The 12,670-nt window shown below is 40.3% G+C and carries 14 protein-coding genes and 1 pseudogene; 6 read left to right on the forward strand and 9 right to left on the reverse strand.

Annotated features, from left to right (window positions below):
* Positions 1–114: 114 nt before the first annotated feature.
* A complete protein-coding gene (gene ppc / locus H5126_RS04875) occupies positions 115–2,760 on the reverse strand; it encodes a phosphoenolpyruvate carboxylase (protein ID WP_002959021.1) in 2,646 nt (881 codons plus the stop codon).
* A gap of 120 nt (positions 2,761–2,880) precedes the next feature.
* On the opposite strand from ppc, the gene H5126_RS04880 reads away from it, so the two are divergent.
* From H5126_RS04880 to H5126_RS04905, 6 genes are all read left to right on the forward strand, one after another.
* A complete protein-coding gene (locus H5126_RS04880) occupies positions 2,881–3,279 on the forward strand; it encodes a thiol-disulfide oxidoreductase DCC family protein (RefSeq protein WP_154902912.1) in 399 nt (132 codons plus the stop codon).
* The gene (locus tag H5126_RS04885; RefSeq protein WP_154902913.1) at positions 3,276–3,998 is read left to right on the forward strand and encodes an SDR family NAD(P)-dependent oxidoreductase; all 723 of its coding nucleotides are present in this window, start codon (positions 3,276–3,278) and stop codon (positions 3,996–3,998) included. Before H5126_RS04880 ends, H5126_RS04885 begins: the two co-directional genes overlap by 4 nt.
* 9 nt (positions 3,999–4,007) lie before the next feature.
* Positions 4,008–4,616, forward strand: a complete 609-nt coding sequence (locus tag H5126_RS04890) for a flavin reductase family protein (protein WP_182720157.1) — start codon at positions 4,008–4,010, stop codon at positions 4,614–4,616.
* A gap of 101 nt (positions 4,617–4,717) precedes the next feature.
* Positions 4,718–5,938 (forward strand): Xaa-Pro peptidase family protein, encoded by a 1,221-nt coding sequence (locus H5126_RS04895; RefSeq protein ID WP_182695192.1) that lies wholly within the window; start codon positions 4,718–4,720, stop codon positions 5,936–5,938.
* Between the two features lie 114 nt (positions 5,939–6,052).
* Positions 6,053–6,712 (forward strand): DsbA family oxidoreductase, encoded by a 660-nt coding sequence (locus H5126_RS04900; protein WP_182720156.1) that lies wholly within the window; start codon positions 6,053–6,055, stop codon positions 6,710–6,712.
* A 167-nt stretch (positions 6,713–6,879) separates the two neighbouring features.
* Positions 6,880–7,227 carry an energy transducer TonB gene (locus H5126_RS04905; RefSeq protein ID WP_039488466.1) on the forward strand — a complete coding sequence of 116 codons (348 nt, stop codon included), beginning with the start codon at positions 6,880–6,882 and terminating at the stop codon, positions 7,225–7,227.
* Between the two features lie 80 nt (positions 7,228–7,307).
* Here the strand turns inward: H5126_RS04905 and H5126_RS04910 are convergent.
* From H5126_RS04910 to H5126_RS04945, 8 genes and pseudogenes are all read right to left on the reverse strand, one after another.
* Positions 7,308–7,412: pseudogene (locus H5126_RS04910) on the reverse strand (peptidylprolyl isomerase); the annotation flags it as partial.
* Positions 7,413–7,503: 91 nt separating this feature from the next.
* The gene (locus H5126_RS04915) at positions 7,504–7,896 is read right to left on the reverse strand and encodes an ankyrin repeat domain-containing protein (RefSeq protein WP_033037352.1); all 393 of its coding nucleotides are present in this window, start codon (positions 7,894–7,896) and stop codon (positions 7,504–7,506) included.
* A 355-nt stretch (positions 7,897–8,251) separates the two neighbouring features.
* A complete protein-coding gene (locus H5126_RS04920; protein WP_002959014.1) occupies positions 8,252–8,530 on the reverse strand; it encodes a peptidylprolyl isomerase in 279 nt (92 codons plus the stop codon).
* Between the two features lie 102 nt (positions 8,531–8,632).
* Positions 8,633–9,055 carry a thiol-disulfide oxidoreductase DCC family protein gene (locus H5126_RS04925; protein WP_182695195.1) on the reverse strand — a complete coding sequence of 141 codons (423 nt, stop codon included), beginning with the start codon at positions 9,053–9,055 and terminating at the stop codon, positions 8,633–8,635.
* 27 nt (positions 9,056–9,082) lie between these two features.
* Positions 9,083–9,610, reverse strand: a complete 528-nt coding sequence (locus tag H5126_RS04930; protein WP_154902919.1) for a response regulator transcription factor — start codon at positions 9,608–9,610, stop codon at positions 9,083–9,085.
* Positions 9,607–10,848, reverse strand: a complete 1,242-nt coding sequence (locus H5126_RS04935; protein ID WP_182720155.1) for a sensor histidine kinase — start codon at positions 10,846–10,848, stop codon at positions 9,607–9,609. The genes H5126_RS04930 and H5126_RS04935 overlap by 4 nt, the downstream gene beginning before the upstream one ends.
* A gap of 61 nt (positions 10,849–10,909) precedes the next feature.
* Positions 10,910–11,314: a DUF4440 domain-containing protein gene (locus H5126_RS04940; RefSeq protein ID WP_182720154.1), complete on the reverse strand. Its 405-nt coding sequence runs from the start codon at positions 11,312–11,314 to the stop codon at positions 10,910–10,912.
* 8 nt (positions 11,315–11,322) lie between these two features.
* A complete protein-coding gene (locus H5126_RS04945; protein ID WP_182720153.1) occupies positions 11,323–12,630 on the reverse strand; it encodes an amidohydrolase family protein in 1,308 nt (435 codons plus the stop codon).
* Positions 12,631–12,670: the final 40 nt, after the last annotated feature.

The following is a 12,670-nucleotide window of genomic DNA, read 5'->3' on the forward strand; positions in this document are numbered from 1 at the left end:
GCTAAGTAGTTTAAAAGGTTAGGGTGTTAAATACCAGCCTATTTAACGCAAAAAAAGGGAGCACATCGCGTGCTCCCTTTTAATACTAATAGGTATACCTAACAAAATAAAGTGTTAGCCGGTATTACGCATACCTGCAGCTATACCTGTCATCGTGATCATTAACGCATTATCAATGTCACCTTCGTTTCGTTTTTCCTCTGAGCGAGCACGGCGTAAAAGCTCAACCTGTAGTAGGTTAAGTGGATCGGTGTACGGATTACGTAAACTAATCGACTCCTTAATCCAAGGTTGTTCGGCGAGTAGGCTTTTTTGTGGGCTAAGTGATTGCACCAAGCTAATCGCTTCTTGAAGCTCTTTACGAAGTGTTACACCCAATGGTTTGTACATATCTTCCACCAGCGCATTATCGTAATGCTCACTCAACCAGCAATCGGCTTTACTAAATACCATTTCTAGCATTTCTAGGCGCGATCTAAAGAATGGCCACTGTAGGCTCATTTCGTTTAGGGTTTCTGCGCCGTACTTATTAAGCGCAGCTTTTAAGCCAGTTAACGCACCTAACCATGCAGGAAGCATTAAACGGTTTTGGCTCCACGCAAAAATCCATGGAATAGCACGCAGGCTTTCAACGCCACCATTAGGATTACGTTTTGCAGGACGCGAGCCAAGCGGCAACTTAGACAACTCAAGTTCAGGCGTTGCCATTCTAAAGTAAGGTACAAAGTTTTCATCGTGGCGAACTACATTACGGTAATGTTCACACGACTCCTCACTTATTAGCTTCATTACTTCGCGCCACTGCGGTTTTGGTTCCGGCGGCGGTAATAAGTTACTTTGTAGTACTGCACCTGCGTAAATATTTAAGCTTTGCAGTGCTACATCAGGTAAACCAAATTTAAAGCGAATCATCTCGCCTTGCTCGGTTACACGTAAACCACCTTTTAACGAACCTGGCGGTTGTGAATGCAGCGCTTGTGCAGCAGGTGCGCCACCACGCCCTACTGTGCCACCACGTCCGTGGAATAAAATAAGTTCAATACCACGCTCATCAGCAAGCTGCACTAGTTTATCCATTGCTTCGTACTGTGCCCAACCTGCTGCCATCATGCCGGCATCTTTAGCAGAATCAGAGTAACCAATCATTACATTTTGGGTGTTTTTAATGTGCCCGCGATACCAAACATTATCAAGTAATGTAGTAATTACATCACTGCCTGCGTTTAAATCGTCGAGTGTTTCAAACAAGGGTGCTACTGGTAAATCAAAGCTACAGCCACTTTCTTTTAGCAATAATTGTACTGCTAAAATGTCTGATGCTGTTCGCGCCATCGAAATAATATACAAGCCAAATGTTTGTTCGTCTTGCTTAGCAATAACATCAAAGGTGTCTAGCACTTCTTGAACATCAGGGCTTGGTTGCCAATGTTTTGGAATAAGCGGTCTGCGAGAGTTAAGTTCAGTAAGTAAAAAAGCTTGTTTATCTTGCTCTTGCCATTGGTTGTAGTCGCCTAAACCTAAATAACGAGTCAACTCAGAAAAAACATCGCTGTGACGAGACGAGTCTTGGCGCACATCGAGTTTAGCTAAACGCAAGCCAAAGCTATTAATACGGTACAGTAAATCAAGCAATAAGCCATCAGCAACTACTTTCATATTACACTTTAATAACGAGCGGTAGCAGACCTCTACAGGGTGCTTAAGCTGATTAATGTCAGTAATTAAATCTTGTGAATCGCTACGCTTATTTTTAATTTTAGCGCCCAGGTGAGCCACGGTCTCTGCAACTTGGTTTTTAAGCTTTTTGATCACCGCTCTGTATGGTTCAAAGTCTTGACCTGCCAACTCAATAAGCTCATCACTGGCGTCTGACATAGATAATTCAGCGCATAACGTTTTTAAATCTTGAATATATAAGTTAAGCGCCATCCAACGACCGTGGTCAAGCACCTCAGCTGTAACCTGCGATGTTACAAATGGATTTCCATCACGGTCTCCACCCATCCAAGATGTGAACTCAATCGGGCTGTAATCTTTTGGTAGCTCTAAACTTAATTGCTCTTTCACATTGGCTGAAAATTCACGTAAAAAGCGCGGAACAGCGTGCCAAAGACTGTTTTCGATTACCGCATAACCCCATTTAGCTTCATCAACTGGCGTTGGGCGAGAGCGGCGAATGTCGTCGGTATGCCAAGCCTGGCTAATAAGCTGTTCAATACGATTTAAAATAGCATCTCGCTCTAGCGGTAAGTTATCTTTTCGCTCTAATGACGCTAAGCAATCACTTAGTTCAACATGTTTGTTAATAATAGTACGGCGCGTCACCTCGGTTGGGTGGGCGGTTAATACTAAGTTTATGTGGAGTTTTGAGAGTGTTTCGGCCAAATGATTACTATCTAGCTGGCCTTGTTCTGCTTTTGTAACTAACGTTTTTAATGTTTGAGTGAGAGGGTTTTGTTGACCAAGGCCAACGTCATTAAAACGCGAAACGGTATGAAATTGTTCTGCTACATTAGCAAGGTTTAAAAAATGATTAAATGAACGGGCAACCGGCAAAAGCTCTTCATCACTAAGCGCATGTAAAACATCTATTAGCGCTTGTCTGTCGTCTTCATTACCACTGCGAGATGATTTAGATAAAGCCCGAATTTCTTCTACTTTATCTAAAATAGCTTGGCCTTGAGCATCCTTAATAGTTTGTCCTAGTAATTGCCCAAGTAAATTTACATTACCTCGCAAGGCGGCATATTGTTCACTCATTTCTCATTCTCCTTTGTTTCGTAGGACACTATTAATATCATCATGAAGAGAAATTTAATAGATCCATTTGCAATGTCTTGTCGTAAAAAAGTATATATAAAATAATCACAAAGCGATTACATGATCATTTTTTACGATGGAAACTGCCCTCTTTGCAGCACCGAAATGCAGCAACTAAAACACGCAGACTCTAAAAATCTAATTACGCTTGAAGATCTTAACGCGAGCGACTTTAGTGAACGCTACCCGTATATTGATAAAGACAAAGCAATGAACTACCTGCAAGCCCAAAAGCAATCAGGTGAAATGATTTACGGGCTTGATGTAACGTACGAAGCATGGAAAATAGTGGGTAAACATAGCTGGTTGAAAATTTTTCGCTTGCCAATAATCCGCTTTTTCGCTGACTGCGGATACCTGTTATTTGCTAAGTATAGGCACCCCATCAGTCGCTTTTTAATGCCAAATACTCAGTGCAGTAACGGCGAATGTGGACTAAAAGCAAAAGGTGATAAATGAAAACCATTGTTTTATTCGGCGCAAGCAGTGCCATAGCAAATGCATATATAGAACATCTACAAATAAACACGCCTACTCATCAGATAGTTTGTATTAGTTCAAAAAGTATTGAATCTGACTCAAGTGTTGTCCACCTGCATACTGACTACACAAAACAAAGTTTAGCGCGCGTTACTAATTACCTAAAAGAGCAAAGTGCCGATATACAACAAGTTATTATATTCAATGGTACACTGCACAACGAAACCCATATGCCCGAAAAAAAGCTGGAGGATTTAGACGCTGAGTATTTTAGCCAACTTCTCAATTCAAACACCCTAACTCCCCTACTTTGCTTGCAGAGTATTTTGCCGCTCTTAACACATAAAACGCACTGTACTATTACAGCACTCAGTGCGCGTGTGGGCAGCATTAACGACAATAAATTAGGCGGTTGGTATACGTATCGCGCCTCTAAGGCTGCTCTTAACATGCTATTTAAAACCGCAGCGATTGAGCTTTCACGCCGAGCTAAAAATACCAAGCTCGTTTTATTTCACCCAGGGACTACTGATACTGCGCTTTCAAAGCCATTTCAAAAAAACGTACCCGCTGGAAAACTCTTTACAGCTGAATTTGTAGCTAAGCAGCTATTTACACTTACTTTTAATAACCTTCATTTAGAACTCAATGGTGAGCCTGCCTACTTAGATTGGCAAGGCGAAACCATACCGTGGTAAGGACCTTTAATGCATTTTACTAAAGAACGCATAAACGCACTTGAAAAACACACTCGTACTCATTTAATTAATTCGCTTTCGGGTTTTAAAAGCGCCAACTTAATTGGCACGCAAGACAAACAAGGCAATACTAATCTCGCCATTGTTAGCTCTGTTATTCATTTAGGTGCTCACCCGCCGCTAGTTGGCATGATAATGCGCCCAAATAGCGTGCCTCGACATACGTTCGAAAACATAATCGAAACCGGTAGTTACACCATTAACCAGGTTAATAAAGCTATTTATAAGCAAGCTCATCAAACATCAGCCCGCTACGACAAAGGCGAGTCGGAATTTGCGACGACAGGTTTAACGCCCGAATATTTAAATGACTTTGCAGCGCCTTTTGTTAAAGAAAGCCGCTTAAAGTACTCGGTTAAATTTGTAGAAAACCAACATTTAGCCATCAATGGCACAGAGCTTGTAATCGGTGAAATCACTGATGTGTATTTAGATGAAGTAGCACTTCAAAGTGATGGCTTTTTAGATTTACAGGCTATTGAAACGGTGGCAGTAACCGGGCTTGATAGCTACCACACAAGTAATAAACTCACGCGTTTACCTTACGCTAAAAAATAATATGCCATTTTAAGAGGCTATAAACTAATAGCCTCTTATCGCATAACATTGAATTTTACCTTGGTATTAATCACACTAGCTAAAAATCCAAGGAGAAAAATATGACCACCATCGGTATTGGTACACAATCAAGCGAGCAAGCGCTGGCAAGCCTAAGTAACATGACGCAAACGCTGACCCCTATCGCAGCTGACGAACATTTAGAGCGCATAGCCAAGGCTCAAGCGTATATGCTAGCAAACAACATAGATGCAATTTATTTAAACGCTGGCACCAACCTTACCTACTTTACAGGCATGAAATGGTACGCGAGCGAACGTATGGTTGGCGCGATATTACCCGCCCTTGGTGAAGTACAATACATTGCGCCTTATTTCGAAATTGGTTCACTAAACGGGTTTAAAGTAATAGATGGGCCTATTCATGGGTGGCAAGAGCACGAAAATCCTTATGCACTTTTTGTCGAAGTATTAAAAAAGTTAAACATTAATGAAAACGCAACCATTGGCATTGATGAAAGCGCACAATTTTTTATATTCGACGGCATTAATAAAGCACAAACGGGTTTAACCCTCATAAATGCACAACCTGTAACGGCGCATTGCCGTATGCATAAATCAGTTCATGAACTTAGCTTAATGCAACGCGCGATGGACATGACCTTAGCCGTACATCAAGCCACAGCAAGTATGCTTTATGAGGGAATAACCACCACCGAAGTAGAAGCCTTTATTAAGAAAGCACACCAAAAAGTAGGCGCGCCAGGTAACTATTTTTGTATTGTTTTATTTGGTGTTGCAACGTCTTTCCCGCACGGTGTTAAAGATGCCCAAATACTTAAAAAAGGCGATATGGTACTAATTGATACCGGCTGTAAAGTACACGATTACCTATCAGATATAACCCGTACCTATGTATTTGGCGAACCAACAATGCGCCAACGTATGTTTTGGGATCATGAAAAAGCAGCGCAAATGGCGGCATTTAATGCAGCTAAAATTGGTGCTACGTGCGAAGACGTAGACGCGGGCGCCCGTAACTATTTAGCGGCGCAAGGGCTAGGCCCGCAATACCAAACACCGGGTTGCCCACACCGAACTGGCCACGGCATTGGGCTAGACATTCATGAATGGCCATACTTAGTTGGCGGTGATAAAACCCCACTTGCCCCAGGCATGTGCTTTAGTAACGAACCAATGTTAGTTATACCCGATGAATTTGGCGTACGCTTAGAAGATCATTTTTACATGACCGACAACGGCCCTCATTGGTTTACACAACCAAGTTATAGTATTGACGACCCATTCGGGCTTAACGCTTAAAACTGAATACCTTCAAGAGCAGCTGCTTAGCTGCTCTTTTTAGTTTGGTATTGATAAAGTGCAGTTCATCCCAATATCCCCTGTTATACCAAAGCAATCCTCAAAAGGATAAATATGAAAAACTTTAAAATTGATATCGTTTCAGACGTAATGTGCCCTTGGTGTGTAGTGGGTTATAAAAACCTAGAAACTGCACTAGAGCAACTCAAAGACGAAATGAGCGCAGATATTACTTGGCATCCTTTTGAACTAAATCCAGATATGCCAATTGAAGGTCAAGACTTAAACGAACACTTAATGCAAAAGTACAACCTAACTGAAGAGCAAAGCGACGAAAATCGTAAAAACATGTTCGAAGCCGGTCAGCGTGCTGGGTTTACCTTTAATTTTGATGGCAAACGCATCATGATCAACAGCTTTGATTTGCATCGTTTATTAATGTGGGCACGTGAAGAAGGTAAGCAAACGAAGCTAAAACTCGCCTTTTTTGAAGCGCACTTCACTGATTTAAAATACTTAAATCAAGAAGAAGCACTGCTCGACGTTGTTGAAAAAGTAGGTCTTGATAAAGAAACTGCGCGCGGTATCCTACATTCAGACAAATACGTACAAGACGTACGCCAAGAGCAAGACAACTTTAAACAGATGGGTATTACGTCAGTACCTACGTTTATCATAAACGATAAGTATGCACTTACTGGCGGACAACCAAGCGACTCATTCATTCAGGCACTAAAACAAATTAGTGAAGAAGAGGCTAAGCAAGACGCTTAATACACAAATATAGTTTAAAATTAAGAAAGGCTGCACATTGCAGCCTTTCTTGTTTATTCATCAGTTCAAAAACAATACAAATTTATTATTTACCTTGAATCTCTTTTGGTGTCATTATAGAAACGAGATCTAACAAATCGATAATAATACCTATAAAGGGATTTATAATGAAATATATAATTACAACTTTGACGTCACTGTTTCTTTTAACCGCATGTTCGACAACACATCTACCTGATAGCCCTAACTCTACACTGATAATGCCCAGTCCTGCGGAGTATCCAATTAAAAGTGTCCGTGAAAAAATTGAAGGTAGTGTGACAATGTCTTTTGATGTAGATACATCTGGTAAGCCAGTTAATATTAAAGTGATTAAAGCTGAGCCTGTGAAAATTTTTGATAAAGCAGCGATTCGCTCTCTTTCTAAATGGCGTTACGCACCTAAAGTAGTTAATGGTATTGCGGTAGTTGATGAAGACTTAGAAATGACTATAGATTTTAATTTGGCAAAATAATAACTAACTAAAACTAAAAAAAGCTGCACATTGCAGCCTTTTTCTATACAGCGAAGGTTACTTCTTTACTTAAAAATAAACTAAGTACGATAAAGCACTTTAATTACATGCCAGCCAAATTTTGTTTTAACTAGGTGTGGCTCTAAAATTTCGCCTTTAAATGCAACCTTATCGAACTGTGGTAGATATTAAGCAAGACAGGCACCTATTTTTAACAAGCAAAACTATCCTAATTAAAGTGGGTGCCACGTTAATTTTTCATGAACCTACTTAACCTTACAAAGAGTTAGCACAATCAATATATTTATTTGCCACTTTAAACAATTGAGTATGTTCAGAGCTTGTCATCTCTAAGAGTAACTTTAACATTTTTTTGTCCTTAGCACTTGTAGCAACAAATATTGGGCTTTCTATAAATCTCCGTTTTGAAAATAAGGATATGTCGTTACTTAGCAAATACCTGACACCTTCATAGTTTGAACGATAAACAGCCATATCAAGCAAAACATCCCCATATTTATGAAGGATATTACTTTTTTCAAATTCCATTTCATTATTCATCAGTCTCTTCAATACCTTACTCGGGAAATCATACTCTCTCATAAGTTCATGCCCCAATTCTCGTCGGGCAAGTTCACCGACCTCACTCAAGTCAGCCGTTTGAACCATCTCTGCATACTTTGAGCAAGACCAGACATTATTTGCACACAGTAAAAGTATTGGGACAATATATTTTACTAATCGTATGTTACCGAGGGATATAATCAACCTTTACTCCTGTAATTCTGTGGTATTTGAACTGATGCTTTACTGGTATACAGGTGGGCGCAGACAAGCCTAATAAATCACCGGCCAAGTGTCCTATCCATCCAGAAGGATTTGTAACAACTGTGGCTGAAGTTCCTAAGGCAATAAACTAAGATGACACCCATCCTAATTCTTAGTTCGTCAAAGTGTAAATTTAGGATAGGTGATGAAATAGACGCTTGCTAAGACGCGTCAATTATTAAACAGTTTAAATAAACTAAGTACGATAAAGTACTTTAATTACATGCCAGCCAAATTTTGTTTTAACTAGGTGTGGCTCTAAAATTGCGCCTTTAAATGCAATTTTGTCAAACTGTGGAACCATTTGTCCGCGTCTAAATTCACCTAAGTCACCTCCTTTTTTACCCGATGGGCATGACGAATACTTTTTAGCTAAGGTCTGAAACTTTGCACCTTTACCTAATTGCTTAATAATATCTTCTGCAATTTCTTTGTGCTTAACCAAAATGTGAAGTGCATGTGCTGTGTTTGCCATGAAAAAAGCCTTTTATACCGTTAGCTAAAATTAAACGCGGCGATTTTAGCACAACCTCATAAACCTATCATCTACTTATACTGCAGTGTATTAACGCCTAATTTATAAATAATGTTTAGCATCCTCTGGGTTGGGTACTCTGCAATACTGATATTTTCCAAATAACGAATACCTATTTAAAGCAACCCTATCGTATAACCAATTATTAAACCTATTTGGCAAAATACTAAATACGTTTGCTAGTTTGTATGGGTAACCTAGCTGCTTAACAACATTAAAAAAAGCATGGCTTTGTGTAAATGCTTTACCATTTTCAACAAGCACCATTGAAGCGTATTCACTGGTTGAAAAACCAAAGTGTGTTAACAACAGTTCTCCTTTTGGAGATTGCACGCTGCATAATTTAAAAATAGTATTAGTATCGTGAGCAATAATAAAGTTACACCACGCGCTGCAAAGCTTACATTGCGCATCAAATAAAATAATTTTTTGGTTTTGCATTAATATAGCTGCATCATCGCTCATAACACTTTCCTTAAATTAAGTAATAAATTACTGCTGCACCGGCTTTTTTTGTAACTTGCGCTGCAAAGTACGTCTATGCATATTAAGTTGCCGCGCGGTAACCGACACATTGCCATTATTACTGTGTAATACTTGTTGAATATGCTCCCACTCTAAGCGCTCCGGCGACATAACCGCATCATCAATAACATTCGATGCCGATGACACAGGATCGGTGTTAAGCGCTTTTAATAATGTTGCCATATCAACCGGCTTAGTAAGGTAATCGTTTGCGCCTAAACGCATTGCCTCTACTGCGGTTGCTATACTTGCAAACCCGGTTAGTAAAACAATATGAGCTTGGGGGAGCAAACTACGCAGCGGCTTTATGAGTGTAAGTCCGTTATCGTCGCCTAGTTTCATGTCTAATAAAACAAAGTCGGGCAATAATTTACGCGCAGCAAGTAACGCATCACTTTGGTTATGCGCCACCTCGCAGGCAAAGCTTTGTTTAGTTAAGCGCCTTGCCAGTGTGCTGGCTAAATTAATGTCGTCTTCAATTATAAGTAACTTCATGAGGCGTTATTCTCAATGTTTACAATAGCGAGTTTAACTTTGGCGACAGCGCCGCCATCTGCATGGTTAAACAAGGTAAGTGAGCCATTTAAACGCTCAAAAGTAACATTTGATAAAAGCACAGCAAGCCCCATTCCTTGATCGCTTGGCATAAGTTGACCACCCAGCTCTGCTAATTGCGATGATGAAAAGCCACGGCCAAAATCACGAATTAACAAATAAACGCATTCGCTATGTAAGTTATCTTGCTGCCAACTCAGCTCTAATTGAGTTTTACCTTGTTTTTGATTAGCGAGCGCGGCATTTTGCAATAAATTTAAAATAGCAGGCAATAACATCGCATCACTCAATAGCGTTGCCGCAATAGGTGGCGTAATCCATTTAATGTACTGATCAGGGTATTGCAGTAAAAGCGTATCTGTAATTTGCGTTTGCAGTTGCTTTACGGTGGTATGCTCTTGTGAATTTTTAAGGCGTAATTGCTCTGAGAGTTTTCTAAAGTCGTTAAGCTGCGTACTACACTGAGTAAGCGGCGCTTGCATGTGCTTAACAATTGGGTTGTTTGGTTGCTCTTCTAATAACTCTTCAAACAGTAACTGTAAGTTTGCAATTGGGGTCGCTAGTTGATGGGTGATTTGTGCAGCAGCCCCATCAAGGGTAACAAGCTGTTCATTACGCAATTGTTTTTCACGCACGTTTGCAATAATTCGCTCTCGCTCTTTAAGTGCCCTGCTCATTGCGCCAATAACAAGTGCAATTACGCTAGCACTTAAAACAAAATTAACCCACATGCCAATAAAATGACTACTCATATTCATTTGATGCATACTGTGATCGGGCATCTTTATAAGTAGCAAACTGTATGCGGCAATGGCTAATACCGCAATATAAGCTAATCCTCTTTCTCGCAGCGTAACAGCAGCGATCATTATTGGGAGCAATAACAGCGAAACAAATGCATTAGTTGCACCGCCGCTTAGTGAGAGTAAAACCGTTAAAAATAATACGTCTGCAGTTAGCTGCATCAACATACCCAAAGGTTTAGCACGGCTTACATTTCGATAAGCAAATAGGCTAATAAGCTGAAACACAGCCTCAACGGCAATAACAATAAGTAAAGGCAGTAATGCAATTTGATGTTCTAGTAAAAAATAAACGCTAAGTACCGCAATTAATTGCACGGCAATAGCGCCGCTTCGCAGCATTAATAATCGACTCATGGTGGGGTCGGTACGCATTAACAACAGGTTATTGCCCAATCAAATGTTTAATAAGGTTATTTTAACGGTTATATGATTTTTAATCATCATCCATCGAAATTGAAAACGGCGCACAAGGCGTTCCTTGGTGAAACACCATTTTCCATTGATCATTACTTTTACGCCAAAGCGACATACGCAATGAATAATTAAACTCAGCGCGAGCAGAGCGCCTAAAAGCAGCTTGGTAACTAAGTTGCACTACATCATCGCTCAGCATTCGGCCCTTAAAATGCTGATTATAAAACTGTGGCACAACCTCGGTAGGTAAGCGGGTAAGTACTTGATATTTATTAAATGTAGTGCCATTAGCAGCAATTTCGATAAATTCATCATCGAGTAAAGCATCTAATGCGCGCTCAGATTGGCGAACTTCTGGGTCTAGTAACTGGCGCTCAGCGTCAATCAAATGATTAAACAACGACACTTTTATTTTGCTGCTCATAACCTTCCCTATTGTTTATAAACTTGCCCAGCTTTCATAACAAATTGCACGTTTTTAAGTACGTCGATATTTTTAAGCGGTGAGCCATTCACACTGATAATATCTGCTTGTTTACCAACACTCAAGTCGCCAATGAGTGCGCTTTGCCCCAGCAGTTTAGCTGCATGTATGGTTGCTGATTTAATAGCTTGGGCTTCGCTCATACCATTGTTTACCATTAAACTAAATTCGTTAGCATTAAGCCCATGACGCGACACCCCAGAGTCTGTTCCAAAAGCTATATTAACCTTGTTTTTCAGTGCAAGTTTAAACGAAGCCTGCATTTTCGGAGTCACTTCACGCACTTTGTCGGCTATTGCCGGTGGCATATTTGGGTTTGTAAGCACCTCTTCACTTACCGTTGCCCCCGCTAAAAGCGTCGGTACTAAATAAGCCCCCGTTTTTTTAAATAACTTCATTGCCTCTTTATCTAAATAAGAGCCATGCTCAATAGAATCTACACCGGCTTTTAAGGCCGCTTTTATACCTTGTGTACCGTGTGCATGGGCTGTAACTTTACGCCCTAAGTGGTGGGCCGTATCAACAATTGCAATCAGCTCTGCATCTGTAAGTTGTTGGTTAACACCAGCAGCGGTATTACTTAGTACTCCACCCGTGGCAGTAACTTTAATTACATCAGCGCCACTTTTAATTACCTCGCGTACCGCACGGCTACAATCATCCGCGCCATTACATATACCAATCCCGCCTGTAACCGCATCTGTAATATCTTTTCGATATCCGTGCATATCTGCGTGTCCGCCGGTAGGCGATATTGTATTACCCGCTGCAAAAATGCGAGGGCCGTTAATATCATTTCGCTCAATAGCGCGCTTTAGCGGAAATATTACTTTGTGATCGCTACCTAAATCACGCACTGATGTAAAACCCGCATCGAGCGTACGTTGTAAATATTTAATTGAGCGCAAAGCATAATCGGCATCATATTCTGTAGCCCAGCGGTGAGGGTTTGCTTTTGAATCTCGCTCAAACGTAACGTGAACATGCATATCGATAAGACCAGGCATTACAAATTGATTTTTAAGATTGATAATATCGGCATCAGGTAGGTTAAGTTCTGCTTTTGTGAGGTAGCCGTTTTTAATGGCTGTTATTGTATTATCTGTTATGACTAACGTTTGCTCTGTTTTTACTTTTTGATCTTCGGATGCAAGTAAACTGCCAGCATAAATAATTTTATGCTGTTGAGCAAAAGCCCCATTTGTTATTAATGCCAGCGTTATTGAAGTGAATGTTGTTATTAGTGTTGTTTTCATACTTGCTCCTTTTTTATACTAGCATTACCTTAAATAACCT

It is taken from the genome of Pseudoalteromonas sp. SG45-3 (genome assembly GCF_014164075.1).
GTDB classification, from domain to species: Bacteria; Pseudomonadota; Gammaproteobacteria; order Enterobacterales; family Alteromonadaceae; genus Pseudoalteromonas; species Pseudoalteromonas distincta.